The sequence below is a fragment of the Rhodanobacter sp. C03 genome (assembly GCF_002001175.1).
GTDB lineage: Bacteria > Pseudomonadota > Gammaproteobacteria > Xanthomonadales > Rhodanobacteraceae > Rhodanobacter.
This window is the reverse complement of record NZ_MUNT01000001.1, coordinates 442,853-464,400: the sequence shown is the minus strand read 5'-3', so window position 1 is coordinate 464,400 and position 21,548 is coordinate 442,853. Positions and strand designations below refer to the sequence as shown.

25 protein-coding genes, 1 tRNA gene and 1 other RNA gene are annotated in these 21,548 nt (G+C 64.2%); 9 read left to right on the top strand and 18 right to left on the bottom strand.

All coding sequences use genetic code 11. The features are described 5' to 3' along the window. Positions 1–98 precede the first annotated feature (98 nt). The 6 genes from B0E48_RS01925 to rpiA all read left to right on the top strand — a co-directional run bounded on the left by B0E48_RS01925 (position 99) and on the right by rpiA (position 2,776). Positions 99–323 (top strand): TIGR02449 family protein, encoded by a 225-nt coding sequence (locus B0E48_RS01925; RefSeq protein WP_077443316.1) that lies wholly within the window; start codon positions 99–101, stop codon positions 321–323. An 8-nt stretch (positions 324–331) separates the two neighbouring features. Further along, a complete protein-coding gene (gene zapA, locus B0E48_RS01920; protein ID WP_077515739.1) occupies positions 332–640 on the top strand; it encodes a cell division protein ZapA in 309 nt (102 codons plus the stop codon). Positions 641–747: 107 nt separating this feature from the next. Next, positions 748–934: non-coding RNA, 6S RNA (gene ssrS, locus B0E48_RS01915), on the top strand. A 66-nt stretch (positions 935–1,000) separates the two neighbouring features. Beyond that, positions 1,001–1,606, top strand: a complete 606-nt coding sequence (locus tag B0E48_RS01910) for a 5-formyltetrahydrofolate cyclo-ligase (protein ID WP_077515738.1) — start codon at positions 1,001–1,003, stop codon at positions 1,604–1,606. Beyond that, positions 1,603–2,070, top strand: a complete 468-nt coding sequence (locus B0E48_RS01905; RefSeq protein WP_174566703.1) for an EVE domain-containing protein — start codon at positions 1,603–1,605, stop codon at positions 2,068–2,070. Before B0E48_RS01910 ends, B0E48_RS01905 begins: the two co-directional genes overlap by 4 nt. 64 nt (positions 2,071–2,134) lie before the next feature. Further along, positions 2,135–2,776 (top strand): ribose-5-phosphate isomerase RpiA, encoded by a 642-nt coding sequence (gene rpiA / locus B0E48_RS01900; protein ID WP_077515737.1) that lies wholly within the window; start codon positions 2,135–2,137, stop codon positions 2,774–2,776. Between the two features lie 67 nt (positions 2,777–2,843). Here rpiA and B0E48_RS01895 read toward each other — a convergent pair whose 3' ends face one another. From B0E48_RS01895 to rplM, 4 genes are all read right to left on the bottom strand, one after another. Beyond that, complete coding sequence (locus B0E48_RS01895; RefSeq protein WP_077515736.1) at positions 2,844–4,742, bottom strand: chloride channel protein; 1,899 nt, start codon at positions 4,740–4,742, stop codon at positions 2,844–2,846. 188 nt (positions 4,743–4,930) lie between these two features. Further along, a tRNA-Gln gene (locus tag B0E48_RS01890) sits at positions 4,931–5,004 on the bottom strand. 12 nt (positions 5,005–5,016) lie between these two features. Next, on the bottom strand, positions 5,017–5,409 hold the full coding sequence (gene rpsI / locus B0E48_RS01885) for a 30S ribosomal protein S9 (protein ID WP_077515735.1): 393 nt from the start codon (positions 5,407–5,409) through the stop codon (positions 5,017–5,019). Positions 5,410–5,418: 9 nt separating this feature from the next. Continuing rightward, the gene (gene rplM / locus B0E48_RS01880) at positions 5,419–5,847 is read right to left on the bottom strand and encodes a 50S ribosomal protein L13 (protein ID WP_077440973.1); all 429 of its coding nucleotides are present in this window, start codon (positions 5,845–5,847) and stop codon (positions 5,419–5,421) included. Between the two features lie 160 nt (positions 5,848–6,007). On the opposite strand from rplM, the gene B0E48_RS01875 reads away from it, so the two are divergent. Both B0E48_RS01875 and coq7 read left to right on the top strand, forming a co-directional pair. Next, positions 6,008–7,195, top strand: coding sequence for a (Fe-S)-binding protein (locus B0E48_RS01875; RefSeq protein WP_254423817.1), 1,188 nt, complete (start codon positions 6,008–6,010; stop codon positions 7,193–7,195). A 26-nt stretch (positions 7,196–7,221) separates the two neighbouring features. Continuing rightward, a complete protein-coding gene (gene coq7, locus B0E48_RS01870; protein ID WP_077515733.1) occupies positions 7,222–7,863 on the top strand; it encodes a 2-polyprenyl-3-methyl-6-methoxy-1,4-benzoquinone monooxygenase in 642 nt (213 codons plus the stop codon). Between the two features lie 128 nt (positions 7,864–7,991). Here coq7 and speD read toward each other — a convergent pair whose 3' ends face one another. Beyond that, complete coding sequence (gene speD, locus B0E48_RS01865; RefSeq protein ID WP_077515732.1) at positions 7,992–8,777, bottom strand: adenosylmethionine decarboxylase; 786 nt, start codon at positions 8,775–8,777, stop codon at positions 7,992–7,994. A 284-nt stretch (positions 8,778–9,061) separates the two neighbouring features. Between speD and crp the strand changes: the two genes are divergently transcribed. Then, positions 9,062–9,763, top strand: a complete 702-nt coding sequence (gene crp, locus B0E48_RS01860) for a cAMP-activated global transcriptional regulator CRP (protein WP_174566712.1) — start codon at positions 9,062–9,064, stop codon at positions 9,761–9,763. 16 nt (positions 9,764–9,779) lie between these two features. Here the strand turns inward: crp and B0E48_RS01855 are convergent, their stop codons facing one another. The 13 genes from B0E48_RS01855 to B0E48_RS01795 form a co-directional block, all read right to left on the bottom strand. Next, positions 9,780–10,259 carry a GNAT family N-acetyltransferase gene (locus B0E48_RS01855; protein WP_077516875.1) on the bottom strand — a complete coding sequence of 160 codons (480 nt, stop codon included), beginning with the start codon at positions 10,257–10,259 and terminating at the stop codon, positions 9,780–9,782. A gap of 42 nt (positions 10,260–10,301) precedes the next feature. Then, positions 10,302–10,991, bottom strand: a complete 690-nt coding sequence (locus tag B0E48_RS01850; protein WP_077516874.1) for an HAD family hydrolase — start codon at positions 10,989–10,991, stop codon at positions 10,302–10,304. Positions 10,992–10,996: 5 nt separating this feature from the next. Beyond that, positions 10,997–11,791, bottom strand: a complete 795-nt coding sequence (trpC, locus tag B0E48_RS01845) for an indole-3-glycerol phosphate synthase TrpC (RefSeq protein WP_077516872.1) — start codon at positions 11,789–11,791, stop codon at positions 10,997–10,999. Positions 11,792–11,868: 77 nt separating this feature from the next. Continuing rightward, positions 11,869–12,945 (bottom strand): anthranilate phosphoribosyltransferase, encoded by a 1,077-nt coding sequence (gene trpD / locus B0E48_RS01840; RefSeq protein ID WP_077515730.1) that lies wholly within the window; start codon positions 12,943–12,945, stop codon positions 11,869–11,871. Then, positions 12,942–13,538 (bottom strand): aminodeoxychorismate/anthranilate synthase component II, encoded by a 597-nt coding sequence (locus B0E48_RS01835; protein ID WP_077515729.1) that lies wholly within the window; start codon positions 13,536–13,538, stop codon positions 12,942–12,944. Before B0E48_RS01835 ends, trpD begins: the two co-directional genes overlap by 4 nt. Positions 13,539–13,547: 9 nt before the next feature. Then, entirely contained in the window at positions 13,548–14,012 is a 465-nt protein-coding gene (locus B0E48_RS01830) for a hypothetical protein (protein ID WP_077515728.1), read from the bottom strand. After that, positions 14,009–15,484 carry an anthranilate synthase component I gene (gene trpE / locus B0E48_RS01825; RefSeq protein ID WP_077516870.1) on the bottom strand — a complete coding sequence of 492 codons (1,476 nt, stop codon included), beginning with the start codon at positions 15,482–15,484 and terminating at the stop codon, positions 14,009–14,011. The genes B0E48_RS01830 and trpE overlap by 4 nt, the downstream gene beginning before the upstream one ends. Positions 15,485–15,556: 72 nt before the next feature. Beyond that, positions 15,557–17,584: an ATP-binding protein gene (locus B0E48_RS01820; RefSeq protein ID WP_077515727.1), complete on the bottom strand. Its 2,028-nt coding sequence runs from the start codon at positions 17,582–17,584 to the stop codon at positions 15,557–15,559. 32 nt (positions 17,585–17,616) lie between these two features. Next, positions 17,617–18,198 (bottom strand): hypothetical protein, encoded by a 582-nt coding sequence (locus tag B0E48_RS01815; protein WP_254423816.1) that lies wholly within the window; start codon positions 18,196–18,198, stop codon positions 17,617–17,619. Continuing rightward, positions 18,198–18,887, bottom strand: a complete 690-nt coding sequence (pdsR, locus tag B0E48_RS01810; RefSeq protein WP_077515726.1) for a proteobacterial dedicated sortase system response regulator — start codon at positions 18,885–18,887, stop codon at positions 18,198–18,200. The genes B0E48_RS01815 and pdsR overlap by 1 nt, the downstream gene beginning before the upstream one ends. 737 nt (positions 18,888–19,624) lie before the next feature. Continuing rightward, complete coding sequence (gene rpe / locus B0E48_RS01805) at positions 19,625–20,293, bottom strand: ribulose-phosphate 3-epimerase (RefSeq protein ID WP_077515725.1); 669 nt, start codon at positions 20,291–20,293, stop codon at positions 19,625–19,627. Between the two features lie 108 nt (positions 20,294–20,401). Further along, positions 20,402–21,220: a co-chaperone DjlA gene (gene djlA / locus B0E48_RS01800; protein WP_077515724.1), complete on the bottom strand. Its 819-nt coding sequence runs from the start codon at positions 21,218–21,220 to the stop codon at positions 20,402–20,404. Continuing rightward, entirely contained in the window at positions 21,217–21,525 is a 309-nt protein-coding gene (locus B0E48_RS01795) for a c-type cytochrome (RefSeq protein WP_077515723.1), read from the bottom strand. Before B0E48_RS01795 ends, djlA begins: the two co-directional genes overlap by 4 nt. Positions 21,526–21,548: the final 23 nt, after the last annotated feature.

Here is a 21,548-nt window from a genome sequence, read left to right as displayed (position 1 = left end):
AAGTAATGGCCGCCAGTTTAATGCAGCCACCATGCCTGCCACCCACTCCTGCCGGCGGCCTGGCTGATTTCGGCCAGCGTCCTGTTATAGTTTCGTTTATGAGTACGCCTGATCACGTCCATCAAGAACTGGCCGCGCTGGCCCAGCAGCTCGACCGGCTGCTCGATACCGTGCGCCGGCTCAGCGAGGAAAACCGCAGCCTGCGCCAGAGCCAGGAGCAGCTGTCCGGTGAGCGCGCGGGGCTGCTCGCACGCAACGAGCAGGCACGCAGCCGCGTCGAAGCGATGATCCAGCGGCTGAAATCGCTTGAAAGCAATGGTTGATAGAACCCATGTCCAGCAGTGAACCGGTCGCGCTGCGACTGATCGACCGTGAATTCCTGATCGCCTGCGCGCCGGAAGAGCGCGATGGCCTGCTCGAAGCGGCCGGCTTCCTCGATCGCAAGATGCGCGAACTGCGCGCGAACGCCAAGGCGCCCAGTTTCGAACGGCTGGCCGTACTGACCGCGATCAGCGTCACCCACGAATTCCTGACCCTGCGCAAGCAGCATGATGGCCAGGAACAGCGTCTCGGCGATGGCCTTGCCGCATTGCGCAGCAAGTTGGATGCCGCGCTGGACGGCGATCTGCTGAAGCGTTGAATGCCGCGGCGCCTGGGACATTGCAGGACGTGTCGCGCCGTTCGATGAACCCGGACTGTCATGCGCCAGTGGCGCATTGCCGGGCAAGCGCCTAAGATCGGTCTCGGCGTTTTCTGCGATGTTCGCCAGCACACTCTTACATTTGCCTTGTTCCTAAATACGGCCCCGGGTCGGCTTCACATCGGCTGTTGTGCATGTCCGCCACGTGCGGAAAGCCTCGAGGCCATGTAGCCCTCCCACCTGATCCATCTTGGATCAAGGTCGTTTGGTGTGCAGCGGCACCGCGGTTGACGCCACTTATTCCCCGCCCCGTTCGTCTCGCGATGAACGGGGCGCACTTTCGACGGAGATGCGCGAAACGTGGACGCCACCGCCCAACGACGCGAGCTTCGCCAGCGCCTGGCCGACCAGCGCCGCGCCCTCACGCCACCCCAGCGCATCGCCGCCGCGCAAGGCCTGCGCCGCAGTCTCGAACAACTGCCCGAATACCTCACCGACAGCCGCGTTGCCGGTTACTGGGCCAGTCATGGCGAATTGCCGCTGAACCTGGTGATCCCGCCACTGGCCACGCGCGGCCAGCAGTTCCTGCTACCGGTGATCGGCAAGGGGAAGCGCCTGCGTTTCGCGCCGTGGCAATCCGGCGAAGACGTGCAGCCGAACCGCTACGGCATCCCCGAGCCGGTCGCGCCACGCGAACTGCTGGAGCCGTTCCAGCTCGACCTGGTGCTGGTGCCCTTGCTCGGCTTCGACCGGCGCGGCAACCGGCTTGGCCACGGCGGCGGCTATTACGACCGCAGCTTCGCGTTTCTCAACGAACAGGTGCGTCCGACCGAGCCGCTGCTGGTCGGTATTGCCTACGATTTCCAGGAACTGGAAATCGTAGGCAAGGAATCCTGGGACGTTGCGCTTGATTTCATCGCCACTGATCGCGAGCTGATCGATTGTCATCTGGAGCCGACTGCATGACTGAACGTCCCATCCGACACTGGCTGATGAAATCCGAGCCCGATGCGTTCTCCATTGACGACCTCAAGCGCAAGCGCATCGAAGCCTGGGACGGCGTGCGCAACTACCAGGCGCGCAACTTCATGCGCGACGGCATGCGGCCCGGTGACAAGGTGTTTTTCTATCATTCCAACTGCGCCGAGCCGGGCATCGCCGGCATCGCCGAGGTCGCATCCGACGCTTACCCCGATCCCAGCCAGTTCGATGCCAAGAGCAAGTATTTCGACCCCACCAGCAAGCGCGAGGAACCGCGCTGGATGCTGGTCGACGTGAAATTCGTGAAGAAACTCAAGCGCACGATCACGCTGGACGAACTCAAGGGCTACGAGGTGCTGGATGAAATGCAGCTGCTACGCAAAGGCAACCGGCTATCGGTGATGCCGGTAGCTGCCACCGAGTGGCGCTACATCCTCACGCTCGAATGACCCGAATCGGCTCCGCGCCGTATCCATCCGCCGTCCAGACAACTCTATTCCCGGAACCGACCTCATGAGCAACCCGAACGAAAAACGCCAGGCCGGTGAGGCCGCGATCCGCTACGTCGAGGACGGCGCCATCGTCGGCGTCGGCACCGGCTCCACCGTGGCGTTCTTCATCGATGCGCTGGCCGATCTGAAGGATCGCATCCAGGGTGCGGTCTCCAGCTCGGAGCAGTCCACCGCGCAGCTGAAGCGCCTCGGAATTCCGGTGCTCGACCTCAACAGCGCCGGCCCACTGACGATCTACATCGATGGTGCCGACGAGTGTGACCCGTACAAGCGCCTGATCAAGGGCGGCGGCGCCGCGCTGACGCGCGAGAAGATCGTCGCCGCCGCGAGCGAGAAGTTCGTCTGCATCATCGATTCCAGCAAACGGGTCGACCTGCTCGGCAAGTTCCCGGTGCCGATCGAGGTGATCCCGATGGCGCGCAGCTTGATCGGCCGCGAGATCGTCAAACGCGGCGGTCAGCCGGTATGGCGCGACGGTGTGGTCACCGACAACGGCAACTGGATCATCGACGTGCATGGCTGGCAGATCGCCGACCCGGCCGCACTGGAGGGCGAACTCAACCAGCTGCCCGGCATCGTCACCGTGGGCCTGTTCGCGCGCCGTCCAGCCGATGTGGTGCTGATCGGCGACCAGGTGATGTAACCCGGCCACGCATGCTAGAACCTTGATGAAAAACGGCCCATGCGGGCCATTTTTCGTTTCGCATGCATTACACGGTGGGACGTGGTTTCAATCCGTCACGGAAGCGCAGATGGCGGGAAGACTTGCGCGCCTCGCGCAGCCGACGCCCATGCGCGGAGAGCAGATCGCCGCGAGTGATGATGCCGACCAGCTTGTGCGGATCGTCCTTGCTCACCACGATCAGGCGGCCCACGCTCTCGGCCACCATGTGATCGGCGGCTTCGCGCAGCGAGTGGCTTTCGTTCACCGCGATCGGCGGCCGCGTAAGCAGCTCGCCCAGCGACAAGGTGTAATGCCATTGCGGATCGAGCAGGGTACGGCGGGTCAGCACACCGCGCACGCGGCCGTTTTCGTCCAGCACCGGATAACCCTGGTGTTGTGTCTCCGGCATGCCTTCGGCCAGCCAGCGGCGCACTTCGGCCAGTGCCTGCGTGGTGTGCAGGGTCACTACCTCACGCGTGCAGGCTTCGCCCACGCCGACTTGGTCGAGATAGTCCGCCACGTATTCGGATGGCACACGCACGCCACGACGGACGATCTTCTCAGTCATGATGGTGTTGCGCATCATCAGCGCCGAGATCAGGTAGGCCGCCGTGCAGCCGCCGAGCAGCGGCAGCAGGCCAGCCGGCTGGCCGGTGGTCTCGAACGCGAACACCACCGCCGTGAGCAGCGCCCGCGAGGCGCCGGCAAAGATCGCCGCCATGCCGACCAGCGCGGCGATGCGTGGATCCACCCCGAACTGCGGCGCCACCGTGACAATGCCGATGCCGATCAAGGCACCCAGCGCGCCGCCGATGGTGAACAACGGTGCCAGCGTGCCGCCGGAAGTGCCGCTGCCCAGCGCAATCGACCACGACACGAACTTCATCACGCACAGGAACGCCAGTGCCCCCAGCGTCAGCTTGCCGTTGATGATGTTCTCGATATTGGTATAGCCCACGCCCAACGTCAGCGGCGCGTAGTAGCCGATCAGGCCCACCACCAGACCGCCGAGCGCCGGCCACCACATCCAGTGGATCGGCAGCTTCTCGAACAGGTCCTCGATGCCATACACGATCCGCGTGGTCCATACGCTTACCACGCCGATGATCGCGCCGATGATCACGTAGAGGAACAGCGCCATGCCGCCGGGCGCAGCCAGCACCGGCATCTGGAACACTGGTGCCGAGCCCTGCAGCGCGTAGCGCACGCCGGTGGCGGCGACGCAGGCCAGCGCCACCGGGATCAGCGAGCGCGGGCGCAGTTCGAACAGCAGCAACTCGACTGCCAGCACCACCGCGGCGATCGGCGCGGAGAACACCGCCGCCATGCCGGCTGCCGCACCGGCCGCCAGCAGCACCTTGCGCTCGCTGCCGGTGACCTTCACCACTTGGCCGATGAACGAGCCCAGCGCGCCGCCGGTGGCGATGATCGGACCCTCGGCGCCGAACGGGCCGCCGGTGCCGATCGCGATCGCCGAGGAGATCGGTTTCAGGAAGGTGATCCGCGGCGGAATCTTCGATTCGTTGAGCAGCACCTGTTCCATCGCCTCGGGGATGCCATGGCCACGGATCGCGCGCGAACCCCAGCGCGCCATCACGCCCACGATCACACCACCGACCGCCGGAATGACCACCACCCACCAGCCCAGATGCGGTACCGCATCGGCCGGCGACGAGAATGCGGTGGACCAGCGGCCGTAGAACGCCAGATTCGTCACCAATCCGATAAGCGCAGTCAACAACTTCGCGATCACGGCCGCCAGCGCGCCCAATACGATCGACACCGCGGTGATCCGCAACACACGCTTGTCCACCAAAGTCGAACGGCGCGGCATGCGTGCGGCGTCCAAGCTAGCGCTCATCGAAGGTGCCAGCGGCAGTGCGTCCGTGCTGCCCTCGGTGCGCACACCGGGATGACCGGGTTCGTTCTCGTTTGCAGCAGTCATCGATCCGCCCGACGCGTCAAAACCGGAAATTTTACGCTGACGTGAAGCAGAACCGAAGAGAAGCGGACCCTGATTCAGTGCGAAACATCTTGCAGTTGCATACCACCGGCGGAAACGAAAAAGCCCGCCAGAAGGCGGGCTTTTTGCCGTATCACCATGCATCACTGCATGGTGTCGGGATCGGGATGTGGCAGCCCCGGATGGATTCGAACCACCGATGCCTGAGTCAGAGTCAGGTGCCTTACCGCTTGGCGACGGGGCTATAAAGCTGAGTTTAGCGCTTCGAGAACTGCGTGGCGCGACGTGCCTTGTGCAGACCGACCTTCTTGCGCTCGACTTCACGGGCGTCACGGGTCACGAAACCGGCCTTGCGCAGCGGCGACTTCAGGGTTTCGTCGTACTCGATCAGCGCGCGGGCGATGCCCAGACGGATCGCGCCGGCCTGGCCGGTGATGCCGCCACCGGCAACCGTCACTGTGATGTCGAACTTGTCCGTGCTCTGGGTCAGCTCAAGCGGCTGGCGCACGATCATGCACGAGGTCTCGCGACCAAAAAAGGCCTCGAGCGACTTGCCGTTGACTTCGATCGCGCCCTTGCCCTTGCGCAGGAACACGCGGGCGGCGGAGGTCTTGCGGCGGCCGGTGCCGTAATTCTGCTGGATCGTCATGATGGTTCCTTAGAGTTCCAGCGCCTGCGGCTGCTGTGCGGTATGCGGATGCTCGGCGCCGCCGTAGACCTTGAGCTTGCGGTACATCTCGCGGCCCAGCGGGTTCTTCGGCAGCATGCCCTTGACGGCGATCTCGATCACGCGCTCCGGGTAGGTCGCCAGCAGGTCCTTCAGACTGGTGGTCTTCAGGTTGCCGATGTAACCGGTGAAGCGGTGGTACTTCTTGTCGTCCAGCTTGGCACCGGTGACGGCCACCTTCTGCGCGTTGATCACCACGATATAATCGCCGGTGTCGCAGTGCGGGGTGTATTCCGGCTTGTGCTTGCCGCGCAGACGACGAGCGATTTCGGTCGACAGGCGACCGAGCGTCTTGTTCGTGGCGTCGACCACGAACCAGTCGCGCTTGACGTTGTCTGCATTGGCGCTAAACGTTTTCATTTCAGAATACCTAGTCTGCCGCGGTGAGGCGGTACGCGTAATCGATGGAACAAAGGCGCGAGATGATAGCGGAGCTGTCATCCATGGCGCAAGCCCACCGACCGGCGGGCTGTGAGCTGGCAATGATAGCATGATGACCATGCCGCTTGAAAAGTCCCCCATGCGCGCGCCTGCTGGCCGCATCGCCGAGCTGGCCGACCAATGCGTGCAATGCGGGCTTTGCCTGCCGGTATGCCCCACCTATGCGCTGGACCGGAACGAGGCGGAATCGCCGCGCGGGCGCATCGCGATTGCCGCGGCGCTGGCCCGCGGGCTGGCCGACCCCACCGCCGGACTGCGTGAACATCTGGATCACTGCCTGGGCTGCCTGAACTGCGAAAAGGCATGTCCGGCCAACGTGCAGTACGGCGAACTGCTGATCGAAACGCGTGCCCTGCTGGGGCCTGCACCGCAATCTCCTCGGCAATTACTGAACCTGATCAAGCGCCCGGTCCTGATGCGCGCGCTGCGCCAGATCGGTGGCTGGCTGGCGCTGTCACGCTGGAAGGGCTGGCTGGCACGGCGGCGGCCGGCGACCTCGTCCTGGCGTGCTGCCCTGCTGCTGATGCCCACTGAGGCCCCGGCGGCACGCGCCCGGGCCGGCGGCAAGAACCATGGACAGCCACGCGTGGCGCTGTTTCCCGGCTGTGTGGCCAGCATCGACGATGCCGAGGCGCAGCAGGCGGCGATCACTCTGATGCAGGCCGCCGGTTTTCAGGTCAGCCTGCTGCCCGCGTTCTGCTGTGGCGCGATGGACCTGCACGGCGGCGCCGCGGAGCTCGCCGAACAGGCCGCACAACGAGTGCGCCAGGCCTGGGGCACCAGCGGTGCCACGCAACTGGTTTCGGTGACGCCCGGTTGCCTTGGCACGCTGCTTCGCGCGCTACCAGGCGTGACCGTGGTCGACCCGGTGGAACTGCTGGCAACGCACGTCAATGCATTGGCCTTCCACCCGCTGGCGCAACGGATCGCGCTGCACCTGCCGTGCACGCAGATCAATGTGGCGCGCAGCGACAACGCCTTGTTGCAGCTGCTGCGCCGCGTGCCGGAGCTGGAAGTGATGCCGTTGCCGCGACCGCCGTACTGCTGTGGGGCCGCTGGCAGTCATCTGCTGGAATTCCCCGAACGCGCCGCAGAACTGCGCGACGCGACACTGCGACAAGTCACCACGCTGGATCCGCAGCAGCTGTTGTCGTCCAATATCGGCTGTCGCCTGCATCTGGCCGCCGGGATCGATGCGCAGGGCCTGCACTGGCCGACCCGGCATCCACTGACATTGCTGGCCCAGCAATTGATACACGCAAGTTGAACGTACCCATTCCAGCAGGAAAGCCCATGAACGTCCGCACACTGACCCCGCTCGATCGCCTGCTCGCCGGCTGCGAACGCGCACTGGAAGCGATCGCCGGCGCGCCGGTGGCCCAACGCGCCTCGCCAGCTATCGGCATCGGCGAAGCCGAGCTGGACGATGCCGAACGCCGCCATGCCGCCGGCCTGATGCGGATCAACCATACCGGCGAGGTCTGCGCACAGGCGCTGTATTTCGGTCAGGCCGCGCTGGCACGCAATGCGGACAACCGCGAGCACCTGCTGCACGCCGCCGCCGAGGAAACCGATCACCTGGCCTGGTGCACGCAACGCCTGCAGCAGCTGGACAGCCACCCCAGCTTGCTCAACCCGTTGTGGTACGCCGGCAGCTATGCCATCGGCGCGGTGGCTGCACTGGCTGGTGATCCGGTCAGCCTCGGCTTCGTGGTCGAGACCGAACGCCAGGTGGAAGCCCACCTCGCCGAGCATCTGGAACAGCTGCCTGCACAGGATGGACGCTCGCGTGCCGTGCTGACCCAGATGCAAGCTGACGAGATCCGGCACGCACAAGCCGCGCAGCAACGAGGCGGCATCGAACTGCCGTTCCCGCTGCCGCAGCTGATGCATGTCAGCTCGATGGTGATGAAGACGGTGGCGTATCGGATCTAGGACGGATACCTGTATGTAGGAGGGCTTCAACCGCGATGCTTTTGATCGCACATGGAGAAAAGCATCGCGGCTGAAGCCGCTCCTACAGAAAAGCCTATAAAAAAACCCGCCTTCGGCGGGTTTTTTCGTCACATCAGGTTGCGGCCGTGGAACAGTTCCTCGATCTCGCGGCGCAGCAGCTGCTCGATGCGCTGGCGCTCCTTGAACGACAGGTCGTCGGCATGCGAGTCGAACAGGTACGTATCCAGGTCGAAGTCCTTGATGTGCATCTTCGTGTGGAACATGTTTTCCTGGTACACGTTGACGTCGAACATCTCGTACTTCTGACGGATGTGCTTGGCCAGGTAATCCTGCACCGAGTTGATCTTGTGGTCGATGAAGTGCTTCTTGCCCTTCACGTCGCGGGTGAAGCCGCGCACGCGGTAGTCGCACACCACGATATCCGACTCGAAGCTGTCGATCAGGTAGTTCAGGGCCTTCAGCGGCGAAATCACGCCACAGGTGGCCACGTCGATGTCCGCGCGGAAAGTCGCAATGCCGTTGTGCGGATGCGTTTCCGGATAGGTATGGACGGTGATGTGGCTCTTGTCCATGTGCGCGACCACGGCACCGGAAATGGTGTCGCGACCGAGCTTCTCCAGTACCGGCTCCTCGGAGATCAGCATCGTCACCGAGGCGCCCTGTGGGTCGTAATCCTGGCGCGCGATGTTGAGGATGTTCGCGCCGATGATCTCGGCCACGTCGGTGAGGATCTGGGTCAGGCGGTCGGCATCGTACTGGTCATCGATGTACTCGATGTAGTTGCGACGCTGGTCTTCCGACACCGCGTAGCAGATGTCGTAGATGTTGAAGCTCAAGGCCTTGGTCAGGTTGTTGAAACCCTGCAGGCGCAGACGGGGAAGCGGTTTGACCACGGCGGCTCTCCATGACCGGACATCCGGTCAGCAGTAGAGGCGGGTTAGCGACAAGGGTCCCCGCAGAATGGTGTGGAGTACAGGCAGGTAGCCTGCACGACCCTTGTGAACGGTATGCGACAAGCTCGTCGCCACCGAAAGACTGCGAAGTATGCGGCAAAACGGGAAGAAATTGAACCTTCGGCAAGCCGCCCAGGTTTGCCATAATGCTTGGCTTGTGGGGGAATCGCAGGCACGCACGCCGCGGCGATAGTGCTCGCTGCGGGCAAACAACCAGTTCGGGGATAATTGTGGCGCAACTCAAATACCAGCTCCAACAGGCTTTCGAGCGATCCCAGGCTCCAGCCGGCTTTGCCCCCGACCCTGCCGCGATGGAGCGTTTCCTCGGGCTGTGTCACCGCCGCCGTTATCCCGGCAAGACCGCAATCATCCGCCCCGGCGATCCAGCCAACACGCTGCACTATGTGATCGAGGGTTCACTGGCGGTATGCACCGAGGACGAACAAGGGCGCGAACTGATCCTCGCCTACATCAGCCGCGGCCAGTTCATCGGTGAGATGGGCCTGTTCGTGGAGCAGGCGCAGCGCGAGTCGATGGTGCGCACGCGCACGCCGTGCGAGATGGCCGAGATCAGCTACGAGCGGCTGTTCCAGCTGATGGAAGGTCCGCTGCGCGAGGAATGCCCGAAGATCCTGTTCGCGATCGGCGCCCAACTCACCAATCGTCTGTTGCGCACCTCGCGCCAAGTCAGCCGGATGGCCTTCATGGACGTCACCAACCGCATCTCGCGCACCCTGCTCGACCTGTGCCAGGAACCGGATTCGATGACCCACCCGGATGGCACCCAGATCCGCATCTCGCGCCAGGAAGTGAGCCGCATCGTCGGTTGCTCGCGCGAGATGGTCGGTCGCGTGCTCAAGCAGCTGGAAGAGCAGCGGATGATCGACGTCTCCGGCAAGACCATCGTGGTGCGCGGCGCCCGCTAGGGCTGGCGTCGGCGCCTTACTTCGGCGCGTAGATCATGTAGACGTCCGCACGCGCATAGTGCGAGCCGGCGCGGATCGTCGGCTGCAGCACGAAGCCTGCCTGCTCGTACATGCGTAGCGCCGGCTGCAAGCTGCTGTTGGATTCCAGGAACAGGGTGTGGCCGCGACGGTGGTGAAATTCGGCGATCGCCGCCTCCAGCAGCAGGCGCCCCGCGCCCAGCCCGCGGAACGCTTCGTCCACGCCCATCTTGGAAAGCTCGTAGACGCCAGGCGCCTCATGCAGCAACGCACAGGTGCCGATCACCACATCGCCCAGCCGCGCGAAGAAGATCGCGCCACCCGGTGCCAGCACCGCATGTTCGGGATCACGCAGGACCTGTTCGTCGATCGGCTCGATCACGAAGTGCTTCTGCAGCCATGCCGCATTGAGCGTGTAGAAGTGCTCGCGCAGACTTGGCTCGAACGGCACGATCTCGACCTGCGGCTGTATCGACATGATGTGCGTGGCCAGAATCCGTGGGTGCCGCGGCAAATATAGTCAGAACCACTCGACGCGGGTGATCGTCCGGCCCAGCGCCTTCTCGACCTTTTTGCACAGCGCGGGCGTGCCGTTGACCAGCACCGCCTCGGTGGCCAGCTTCAACATCGGCGCATCGTACAGCGAGTCGCCGTAGGCTACCTGCCACGCGGTGAGCCCGTGTTGCGCCAACTTCTCGACCTTGCGCCGACCCACGTTGTGCCACTGCGGCCGCATGCCAAACCAGCCGCGGCGCAGTTGCGAGGCAAGTACCTCCAGATTGATCAGGCCCAGCTGTTGCAGGATCCCGCTCACCAGGGTGTGCTCGCAGCCGGTCACCACGATCACCCGATCACCCGCCGCCTGATGCCGGCGCAACGCCTGCAGACCGTCGCGGCAGAACAGTCGTGACTGCTGCACCAGGCTGGCGGCGAACGCGTTCGCCGCAGCCTGGTAGCGCTGGTCACCCAGGCCGAACAAGGCGATGCGCACCAGTGTACGTATCGGCAGCCGACGCGAGAACAATCGCTGTACCAGCAACAGCGGCAAGCACAGCACCGCCAGCAACCCTCGCCATAGCGAACGGCGGTAACGCTCGCGGATGAACAGGTAAAATGCGGTGCCGTGAATCAGCACGCCGTCGAAATCGAACAACACCACCCGCTGCCCCACCATTCCAGCCGACACCGCGTCCATCTCCCCCTTTGGCATGATGGTCACGGCGTGGCGAACAACCGTCGCAATTCGCTGCCCGGATCCTCGGCGCGCATGAACGCCTCGCCGATCAGAAAGGCCTGGATGCCACCCTCGCGCAGACGCGCCACATCTTCCGGCGTATGGATACCCGACTCGGCCACCAGCACGCGGTCGTATTCGATCATGGCCTGCAGCGTCAGCGAGGTTTCCAGCGAAGTCTCGAAATTGCGCAGGTTGCGGTTGTTGACACCGATCAGCGGCACCGGCAACGCCAGCGCGCGCTCCATCTCTTCCTCGTTGTGCACCTCGCACAACACGTCCAGATCGAGCTCGGCGGCGAGCAGGGACAGCTGCAGCAACACGTCGTCGTCGAGTGCGGCGACGATCAGCAGAATGCAGTCGGCACCGATCGCACGCGCCTCGTACACCTGGTACGGATCGATGATGAAATCCTTGCGCAACAGCGGCAGTGAACAGGCCGCACGCGCCTGCTGCAGGAACGCCTCACTACCCTGGAAGAAGTCGCTATCGGTCAGCACGGACAGGCAGGCGGCACCCGCCTGCTCGTAGCTCTTCGCGATCGCTGCGGGGTCGAAGTTCGCGCGGATCACGCCCTTGCTCGGGCTGGCCTTCTTCACCTCGGCGATCACCGCCGGCAGGCCGGCGGCGATCTTCGCCTCGATCGCGGCGGCGAACCCGCGGGTATCCGGCTGCTCCGCAATGCGCGTCATCAGCTCGGCGAGCGGCAGCTTCACCTGGCGTTCGGCAATCTCTTCCGCCTTGCGGGCGAGAATGCGGTTGAGGATGTCGGTCATGGCATCTCGCTCGTTGCTGTAGGAGCGCATCCTATGCGCGATGGCGATGTCGTGGCGTCAACGCGATGAACGTGCAGTTACATCGTACCGGCAAACCGCCGCGTAGCTGCCACGAAGGCCTGCATTTTCGCATGCGCCGCACCGCTGGCAATCGTGGCGCGGGCAAGTTCGATGCCGTCGTCGATGGACTCGACCACATTGGCCGCGTACAGGGCGGCGCCGGCATTCAGGCAGACGATGTCGTGCGGGATGCCGCGGCGACCTTCCAGCGCTTCCAGCAGCATCGCCTTCGACTCATCCACGTTGCCCACCCGCAAGTTGCGGCTGGAAGCCATCGCAAGGCCGAAATCCTCGGGCTCGATCTCGTACTCGCGCACCACGCCATGGTGGAGCTCGCCGACCAGTGTGGCCGCGCCCAGCGAGATCTCGTCCATGCCGTCGCGCCCCCACACCACCATCGCGTGCTGTGCGCCGAGCTGCTGCAGCACACGCACCTGGATGCCGACAAGATCGGGGTGGAACACGCCCATCAGGATGTTCGGCGCGCCGGCCGGGTTGGTCAGCGGACCGAGGATGTTGAACAGCGTGCGCACGCCCATCTCCTTGCGCACCGGCGCCACCACCTTCATCGCCGGATGGTGGTTCGGCGCGAACATGAAGCCGATGCCGGTCTCGGCCAGGCATTCGGCCACCTGCGCCGGCTGCAGGTCGATCGAGGCACCGAGCGCCTCCAGCACATCCGCGCTGCCCGACTTCGACGACACGCTGCGCCCGCCATGCTTGGCGATGCGCGCGCCGGCGGCGGCGGCCACGAACATCGACGCGGTGGAGATGTTGAAACTGGAAGCACCGTCACCGCCGGTGCCGACGATGTCCAGCAGATGCTCGGTATCGCCGGTGACTGGCACGTTCGCCGACAGCTCGCGCATCACGCGAGCCGCGCCGGTGATCTCGCCCACGGTCTCCTTCTTTACGCGCAGACCGGTGATGATCGCCGCCGTCATCAGCGGGCTCACTTCGCCGCGCATGATCTGGCGCATCAGCGCGATCATCTCGTCATGGAAGATCTCGCGGTGCTCGATCGTGCGCTGCAACGCCTCCTGCGGCGTGATCGTGATATCCCGACTGGCTTTGCTGATCACGTCCGCGTTCATGCGGCCAGCTTCAGCGGCAGGCCAAGGAAATTGCGCAGCAGATCATGGCCATGCTGGGTCAGGATCGACTCCGGATGGAACTGCACGCCTTCCACCGGCAGCGTCTTGTGGCGCAGGCCCATGATCTCGTCGATCGAGCCGTCCGGATTTTCCGTCCACGCGGTGACTTCCAGGCAATCCGGCAGCGACGACTGCTCCACCACCAGCGAGTGGTAGCGCGTCGCCTCGAACGGATCCGGCAGGCCGGCAAACACACCCTGGCCGCGATGGCGCACCGGCGAGGTCTTGCCATGCATGATCTGCTTGGCGCGGATCACCTTGCCGCCGAATACCTGGCCGATCGCCTGATGGCCCAGGCACACACCGAACACCGGAATTTCGCCGGACAGTTCACGCAGCACGTCCAGCGACACCCCCGAATCATCCGGCGTACCCGGCCCGGGCGAGATCATGATGTGCGAGGGCTTCAACGCGCGAATGCCGGCCACGTCCAGCGCATCGTTGCGCACCACCTTCACCTGCTGTCCCAGTTCACCCAGGTACTGCACGAGGTTGAAGGTGAAGCTGTCGTAGTTGTCGATCATCAGCAGCATGGGAAAGTCTCAAGCTTTCAGAAAAGTAAGTGCGCGCATATTTGTCATGTCCAGCAACCAGACTCTCGCAAACTTAGAACTATCTGTCTCGGCCTGGATCATACGAAACGCTTCCGATTGAGCACCGACCCAAAGACCGTCAATCGGCGTCGCTCCTTCGTGAATCACCAGATCAATGCAGCCTCCAAGATAATTCTTTGCATTCTTGCTTCTGATCGCATTGACAACACCTTCCACGTCAATACGGAAATTTGAGTAACCGGATCGCCCGAGGCGAACTTTCCTCTCAATTGTCTCATCGGTCAGCAACGTCAGCTCAAAACCACGCTCATTGTCTTCGATGATGCATGTCAGGTCTGGACTCGGCGGATCGAGCTGGCGTATTGAATCAGACTCCACTTTCAAGCCAGCAGCCTGAACAAACATATCAAAGACATCCCGTTCAAACTGCCGCTTGTCGGCAGCAGAACTCACAACCCCTTCGCCGCCTGCGCCACCGCACGGAACAATGCCCGTCCCTTGTTCATCGTCTCCTCCCACTCGGCCGCGGGATCGGAGTCGTAGACGATGCCGGCGCCTGCCTGCACGTGCAGGCGACCGCCCTGGATGACGGCGGTGCGGATCGCGATGGCAGTGTCGGCATCGCCCCACCAGCCGATCCAGCCGATTGCGCCGGCGTAGATGTTGCGCTTGTACGGCTCCAGCTCCTGGATGATTTCCAGTGCGCGGATCTTCGGCGCGCCGCTGAGCGTGCCGGCGGGGAACGTGGCCTTGAGCACATCCATGTAGCTGAGGTTCGGGAGTGCGGTTCCCTGTACCTGCGAGACGATGTGCATCACGTGCGAGTAGCGCTCGATCGCGAACGACTCGCTCACCTCGACGCTACCGACCTCGCTGATCCGACCGACATCGTTGCGGCCGAGGTCGATCAGCATCACGTGCTCGGCGCGTTCCTTCGGATCGGCCAGCAGCTCGGCTTCCAGTGCCTGGTCCTCGGCTTCCGTCGCACCGCGCTTGCGCGTGCCGGCGAGCGGGCGCACCACCACCTTGCCGTCACGGAGGCGCGCGAGTGTCTCCGGTGAAGAACCGACAATCTGCGTATCGCCCAGATCGACGAAGTACATGTACGGGGACGGATTCATGGCGCGCAGTGCGCGGTACACATCGACAGGCCGCGCATTGAAACCAACGCTGAGGCGTTGCGACGGCACCACCTGGAAAATGTCACCAGCGCGAATGTATTCCTTCGCACGTTCGACCATCGCCTCAAACTCTGGCTTGGTGAACGAGGATTTGAAATCGCCCTCGTCCAGCGCGATCGACTGGGTGAGCTGCGGATAAGAGGCACCACCCTGACGCAACCGATAGACCAGCGCATCGAGCCGGCGTTGTGCCTCGGCGTACGCCTGTGGCTGCGACGGGTCGGCATGCACGATCAGGTACAAGCGGCCCTTGAGGTTGTCGAATACCGCGACTTCCTCGGCCAGCATCAGCAGCACATCGGGCGTGCCGAGTTCATCGGCACGATCCCACTGCGCAAGCCGCGGCTCGATGTAGCCGATCGTCTCGAAGCCAAAGTAACCGACCAGACCACCGCTGAATGCCGGCAATTGCGGCAGGCGCGGCACGTCGTACTGCTGGCGCAGCTTCTCGATCTCGCCCAGCGGGTCGTCGAGGTGGCGGCGCTCGGTGATCTCGCCGGAGTCTTCCACTTCCAGCTCATGGCCGCGCAGGCGATACACCCGCTTCGCCGGCAAACCGATGATCGAATAACGTCCCCAGGTGGCGCCGCCCTCGACCGATTCGAACAGGAAGGTGTACGGGCCGTCGGCCAGTTTCAGGTACACCGACAGCGGCGTGTCGAGGTCGGAAAACACCTCGCGCACCAGCGGGATGCGCGTATGTCCCTGGGCAACCAGCGCGTCAAATTCGTCTCGGGAGATCACGTGGGCAATCCGCATGGCCAGACTGAGGAAGCGGCCATTGTAGGCGAAGCGCGGACCCAGCCACCTCTCCGCTCAGCCACTCAAGCGCTGGCGTGGCATTCCATGCAACTGCAGACTGAAGGCCACGCCGCTGCCGTCGTCGAGATTGCGGGCCGAGGCCACACCACCGTGGCGCTCGGCCACCAGCCGCACCACGTACAGGCCCAGGCCCAGATGCGGCGCTTCGCCGGGCGTGGCCTTGTCGCGCAGGCTGACCAGCGAGTCGAACAGCCGGCCCTGCATCGTTTCGGGCAACAGCGGTCCCTGATTGGCCAGCTCGATCTCGGCACCGGCGTCGACCACCCGCAGGCTCAGCCGCAACCAGCCATGCTCCGGTGTGAACGACAGCGCGTTGTCGAGCAGTTTGTCCAGCGCCTGCGCGATCAGCTCGGGCGCGCAGTGCAGATGCAACGGCGCTTCGGGCAACACGCAGTCGAGCCGGCGCGGATCGATCAGCGGACGATAGGCATCGGCGCAGCCGCGCACCACGTCGCGCAAGTCGACGTCCTCGGGTTCCGCCGCCGTGATCGAGCGTTCCATCCGGCTCGACTCGCTCATGGCACGCACCAGCGCACCGAGTCGCGCCACCCCGTCGCGGGCGCGCGCCAGATACGGCTGCGCTTCGGCCGGGAGCGCTGCGTGCTCGAGGTTGTCGAGCGAGGACTTCACAATCGCCAGCGGCGTGTTGAGTTCGTGCGAGAGTTTCGAGGCCAGCGTGCGCAGGTAATCGGTATAGCCGCCGACTACCTCGAACAGTCGCTCGAAGCTGCGTGCCAGATCACCGATCTCGTCCGGGGCATCGGTCATCGGGAAACGACCCTGTTCGAACAGGCCGTCCAGACGTCCATCGTTGAGCTGCGCGCGCTCAGCCGCGTTGCGCAGTCGCCCCAGCCGCAGACTGAGCCGGGTGGCAAACGCCAGCAGGATGCCACCGGCGATCAACAGCACACCGAAGCTGGTCAGCAGCAGGCCAAGCAACGCGCGATTGGCCAGCAACGGCACGGCGCGGCTCGCCTGCTCCAGCAGCAGTACACCGTCGATCTGGCCCGCCCGCTCGATCGGCACGGCCGCGCTCAGCACCACACTGCCGCGCTCCTCGCCGCTGCGCCAGACGCTGACCGGCTTGCCGGCACGCGCCGCGCTGACTTCGCGAGTGTCCAGCCGCGGCACATCCTGCGACCACAGACTGGCATCTTCCAGCCGGGTCGCCAGCAGCGAGCGATAGATCAACGAGGCGAACCAGCCCGGCTGGCCATCGGTGCCGGGCGTGGTATTCAGGCGTCCGCTGCGCGCCAGCAGCCAACCCTGCGGCGACAATACCCGCGCCTGTACCTGGTCGGGCGCCAGCTGGGCCAGCTCGCTGGAAAGCGCGTTCGAGTAACGCAGCAGCGGACGCGTATCGGACGCCATCGGATCGCCGCCAACACGGGCGTCGTATACGCCGACACCGAGCACGCGCAACGGCAGGTTGCGCGGCAGGCGCAGTTCCACCCGGTAACCGCTGCCGTCCTCCTGCCATTGCGCGGTGATCAGCTCGGGCAGGCCATCGACAATCGGGTCGAGCGGCCGTGCCGTGAGCAGCCCAGGTGCTGCACTGGCCAGCAGATAGCGGCGCTGCCCGGCAGCGTTGCCGAGGGTCAGGACCAGGTGATCGGCCGCCAGCGCATTCGTGTCATCGGCATCGGCGCGGGTGCGTTGGGTCTCCGGCACGTCTGCATACAGGTAGAGCCCGTCGTCGTCCTCGGCCAGCAGCAGCTGGCCACGCGGGTGCCCGGACTGCATCAATGGCTGGCTCCATGGTGTCAGCGGTGCCCAGTCGTCGCCGTAACCATCCACGGTGATCGGACTCGACGTCTGCTGCACGTACCAGCCTTTGGCCAGTTCCGGCTGCACCGCACCGGTCACCACCAGACTGCGTGCCACCGCGCGCGCGGACGCCAGCAGCGCCTGCGCCTGACCCTCGCGCAACAATTTCTCCATCTGCTGCACATACAGCCAGCCCGCGACCGGCAACGCGAGCGTGCACAGCGCTACCAGCAGCAGTTTGCGGCGCAGGGTCATCGTGTGGCCATCGGAATCATCGCGGCGCGTAGTCAGCCGCCATGCGCTGGCGCGGCCGCAGCCACGTCGCGCTGATAACGCGAGGCCATCACCACCTGCATGAAGTCATCAAGCAATACGCGTCGTAGCGGATCCGCATCGTCGAAAGTCATCGACCAGCTGAGACGGATGCCGCTGTCCTTGCCGGGGTCGCAGAACACCACTACATCGTCGACGTGATCGCTGCCCTGATAAACCGTCGCCTCGCACGGCATGACCGGATGCTTCACGGTCAAGCCTGTGACCTTCGCGGCCGGATCGGCCTGAAGGAAATGCTTGCGGTCGGCCTGCACTTCCATCCCCAGCGTGGACAGTCTGCGTGGCGTCACATTGAGCACCATCACCCGCTGCGGCTTGCCGGTCCACTCGCCCTGATAGAGCACGGCGTCGACACCGATGGCCTTGGCATACGTGCAGCAGTCGCGCGTCCAGCCGGTCGGCGATACCACGGCGATCGCCCACGCTGGCGCATTGCCGTCACGTGCACCTTGCGCCAGCGCGTTGTCGGCCGGCTTGGCCGCCTGGGCAAGTCCGACAAACGCGAACAACGACAGCATGAATGCCACTCGCCGCATCACGGCTTCCACCGATAACCCACGCCATGCACGGTTTCGATCGCGTCGAACTCCGGCGCCACCGCGACGAACTTCTTGCGGATGCGCTTGATGTGCGAGGTGATGGTGGCGTCGTCGACGACGAGTTCCGCCTCGCGCATCAGCTGGTCGCGGTTCTTCACGTGGCCGGGGAAGCGGATCAGCGTGTGCACCATCCAGAACTCGGTGACGGTGAGTGGCACTTCCTCGCCGTTCCAGCTGATCCGCATGCGCTCGGATTCCATTTTCAACGCGCCGTGCTCGATCACCGTTTCGCTGGACGCCGGCGCCTTGAGCGATTCGATCCGACGGAACAGCGCGGCGATGCGCGCAGCCAGCTGGTGCAGGCTGGTGTCCTTGCTGAGGTAGTCGTCGGCGCCCAGGCGCAGCCCGGAGATCACGTCGAAATCCGAATCGCGCGCGGTGAGGAAGATCAACGGCAGCGTGGATGACTTCGCGCGTAGTTCACGGCACAGGTCGAAGCCACCCTCCGGTTCGTCACCGAGACCGATGTCGATGATCACCAGCTCCGGCAACCGCATCGCGAACGCACTGGACGCTTCCTGGCGCGAACCGTAACCGCGCGCGTCGTAGCCGAAACGGTTCAACGCCTCGACGTAGTTGGCTCGGATCAGCGGTTCGTCTTCGACAATGGCAATGCTGCGGCCCATGGCGCGCTCCCTGTGTAATGCGCGCAGCGTGCTATGCGCAGCGCCACCGCGCAAGCCATGCGGCATCAGTGCCCGTGTTTTGCCACAAGCCAGCGGCAAGCCGGCCCGATTGCGCCTGCGCTGACGCCGCGGCCGGATGTTTGATGTGAACCATGCACCACGCATGGAGCCGACTGATGTCAAAGATCGAACCCACCGAACGTGACCCGAATGCCGAGCTGCGCGACTTCGAACCGCTGCGGGTGACGCTGGCGCTGGGCGCCCTGCTGCTCGGCCTGATCCTCGGCATGCATTAAGTCGGAGTCGACGCCATGCGCATAAACATCTTCAAACTTTCAGCCGTGGAAGGCATGGGTGCGTCCGGTGCGAAGGAAATCGCGCCGGACGCGGGGCACGAAGAGCCCGATCCCGATTGGCAGCCCATCTAGCGCACCTGTATTCCGTTCGACATGGTGGTTACTTTCCCCTCCTTGCGAGGGGATTTTTTTGAACCTGAACCGGATCGAGCCGTCGATTCAGCGTGTTCAGGCTTTGTCCGGAACCAAACCGGATCGACCCGGTCAATACTTGCGATTGGTGCCAGTTCCATTGCCGTGGAATGTGCCGATGCGGCCGTGCCCCTCCCTCCGATGCGGTCGTATCGGCACACACCAATCCATGGTGTTTCCTCTCACGTCATCCGACGACGTTTATCCCGGTGCAGCTGTTCTCCGCGCCGGGATTTTTATGGGTGATGCTCAGCCGATCGCCTTGCGCATGGCGTCAATCTCGGCACGGTAATCCTTGGCATGGAAGATCGCCGAACCGGCGACGAAGGTGTCGGCGCCGGCAGCGGCAATCGCTCCGACATTGTCGGCGGTGACGCCACCGTCCACTTCCAGCCGGATCGCGCGGCCGCTGGCTTCGATGCGCTGGCGTGCCTGGCGCAGTTTCTCCAGCGTGCCGGGAATGAACTTCTGGCCGCCGAAACCCGGGTTGACCGACATGATCAGGATCAAGTCGAGCTTGTCCATCACATAGTCGAGGTAATCCAGCGGCGTGGCCGGATTGAACACCAGCCCGGCCTGGCAGCCCGATTCCTTGATCAGGCCAAGCGTGCGGTCGATATGCTCGCTCGCTTCTGGGTGAAAACTGATCAGGCTGGCGCCCGCCTTGGCGAAGTCCGGCACGATGCGGTCGACCGGCTTGACCATCAGGTGCACGTCGATCGGCGCCGTGATGCCGTAGCCACGCAGCGACTGCAGCACCATCGGGCCGATCGTGAGGTTCGGCACGTAATGGTTGTCCATCACGTCGAAATGCACCCAGTCGGCACCGGCGGCCAATGCCGCAGCGGTGTCTTCGCCCAGTCGCGCGAAATCGGCGGCGAGGATGGAGGGGGCGATGATCGGGGATTGTTTGCTCATGGCAGCTACCAGCAGAGGTTGTCGTGTCTGTAGGAGCGGCTTCAGCCGCGATGCTCTTGTGCAAACAGCGAAAGCATCGCGGCTGAAGCCGCTCCTACAAGTCTATGGCTATTTGAAGCCGCGCTGTTCCTTGATGCGGTCGTAGGCGGCGTTGATCTCGCTGGCACGCGACTCGGCGCGCTTGCGCATGTCTTCGGGCAGGTCGCCGAGGCGGTCGGGGTGATGTTCGGAAATCAGCTTGCGGTAGGCACGCTTCACCGCACGATCGTCGGCGCTGCGCTCGATGCCGAGTACCGCGTATGGATCCGGTCCCTGCGTGGCGCGCTGTGGCGGTACGTAACCACCTCCGCTCGAACCCTGACCTTGCTGCCCATAACCATAACCGCGCTGACCGCCACCGTTCCACGCGTAGCCCTTCATTGCCATCAACGCCATCAGCTCCATCTCGCTGATCCGCAGCGCGAACGCGAGCTGACGCAGGATTCCCATCTTCTCCGGCCCCGGGTTGCCCTCGGCCAGCACGGTATCGATCACCACGTCGAGCACCGGGAATGCATGATCGCGGCGCATGCCGACCCAGTTGCGCAACGCCGTGATGGTCTGGGTGACGTCGAATTCCGGCTGCTTGCCGACATTGAAGCTGACCACAGCCTGCTTGCGCAGCTCGGTGTCCAGATTCATCCGGGTCATCATGCGTTCGGCAATCGCGATCTCCTGCTCCGACACGCGGCCGTCGGATTTCGCCACCGCGCCGAGCAGGGTGAACAATGGACCGACAAAGCCGCCGGCTTCCGGCGTGGCGTTCTTGCGCTGGCTATGCCGCAGGTTGTCGAAGATGAAGCCGACCACCGCGCCGGTGACCGCACCGGGCAGGTGGCCGAGAATCAGGCCGAAGAATGCGAACCACAGCGTGTAGGAAAAACTCATGGATGCGCCTGCGGTGACTGCGCGTTGTACCAGCGCGCCAGTGCGTCGAGATCGACGTCGCTGACCGGGCCGATCGCCGCGCGCATCAGCGGCACGTCGCGGCGGCCGTCGCGATACTGCTTGAGTGCGCTGCGTAGATAGTCCAGCTGCTGGCCGGCCAGGTTCGGCACACCGGGCATGCTGGCGTGACCGGTCTCGCCGTGGCAGGCCGCGCACAGGCCCAGCCGGGTCGGCTGCGCCGGGGTCTGTGCGCAGATGGGGAGGGCGGCGACCAGGCACAGCGCCGCGATCAGTAAGGTTCGCATCGGCAACACATGGGGATGAAGGC

Coding starts and splice junctions, on each gene's coding strand:
- B0E48_RS01815 (WP_254423816.1), bottom strand. CDS start 18,198: ATGCGGCGAGTGGCATTCATGCTGTCGTTGTTCGCGTTTGTCGGACTT.
- rpe (WP_077515725.1), bottom strand. CDS start 20,293: ATGAGCAAACAATCCCCGATCATCGCCCCCTCCATCCTCGCCGCCGAT.
- B0E48_RS01795 (WP_077515723.1), bottom strand. CDS start 21,525: ATGCGAACCTTACTGATCGCGGCGCTGTGCCTGGTCGCCGCCCTCCCC.
- djlA (WP_077515724.1), bottom strand. CDS start 21,220: ATGAGTTTTTCCTACACGCTGTGGTTCGCATTCTTCGGCCTGATTCTC.
- B0E48_RS01855 (WP_077516875.1), bottom strand. CDS start 10,259: ATGTCGATACAGCCGCAGGTCGAGATCGTGCCGTTCGAGCCAAGTCTG.
- B0E48_RS01820 (WP_077515727.1), bottom strand. CDS start 17,584: ATGACCCTGCGCCGCAAACTGCTGCTGGTAGCGCTGTGCACGCTCGCG.
- zapA (WP_077515739.1), top strand. CDS start 332: ATGTCCAGCAGTGAACCGGTCGCGCTGCGACTGATCGACCGTGAATTC.
- B0E48_RS01875 (WP_254423817.1), top strand. CDS start 6,008: ATGCGCGCGCCTGCTGGCCGCATCGCCGAGCTGGCCGACCAATGCGTG.
- B0E48_RS01925 (WP_077443316.1), top strand. CDS start 99: ATGAGTACGCCTGATCACGTCCATCAAGAACTGGCCGCGCTGGCCCAG.
- rpsI (WP_077515735.1), bottom strand. CDS start 5,409: ATGACGATCCAGCAGAATTACGGCACCGGCCGCCGCAAGACCTCCGCC.
- B0E48_RS01835 (WP_077515729.1), bottom strand. CDS start 13,538: ATGCTGCTGATGATCGACAACTACGACAGCTTCACCTTCAACCTCGTG.
- B0E48_RS01850 (WP_077516874.1), bottom strand. CDS start 10,991: ATGCCAAAGGGGGAGATGGACGCGGTGTCGGCTGGAATGGTGGGGCAG.
- trpD (WP_077515730.1), bottom strand. CDS start 12,945: ATGAACGCGGACGTGATCAGCAAAGCCAGTCGGGATATCACGATCACG.
- coq7 (WP_077515733.1), top strand. CDS start 7,222: ATGAACGTCCGCACACTGACCCCGCTCGATCGCCTGCTCGCCGGCTGC.
- trpC (WP_077516872.1), bottom strand. CDS start 11,791: ATGACCGACATCCTCAACCGCATTCTCGCCCGCAAGGCGGAAGAGATT.
- B0E48_RS01895 (WP_077515736.1), bottom strand. CDS start 4,742: ATGACTGCTGCAAACGAGAACGAACCCGGTCATCCCGGTGTGCGCACC.
- rplM (WP_077440973.1), bottom strand. CDS start 5,847: ATGAAAACGTTTAGCGCCAATGCAGACAACGTCAAGCGCGACTGGTTC.
- rpiA (WP_077515737.1), top strand. CDS start 2,135: ATGAGCAACCCGAACGAAAAACGCCAGGCCGGTGAGGCCGCGATCCGC.
- B0E48_RS01905 (WP_174566703.1), top strand. CDS start 1,603: ATGACTGAACGTCCCATCCGACACTGGCTGATGAAATCCGAGCCCGAT.
- pdsR (WP_077515726.1), bottom strand. CDS start 18,887: ATGGGCCGCAGCATTGCCATTGTCGAAGACGAACCGCTGATCCGAGCC.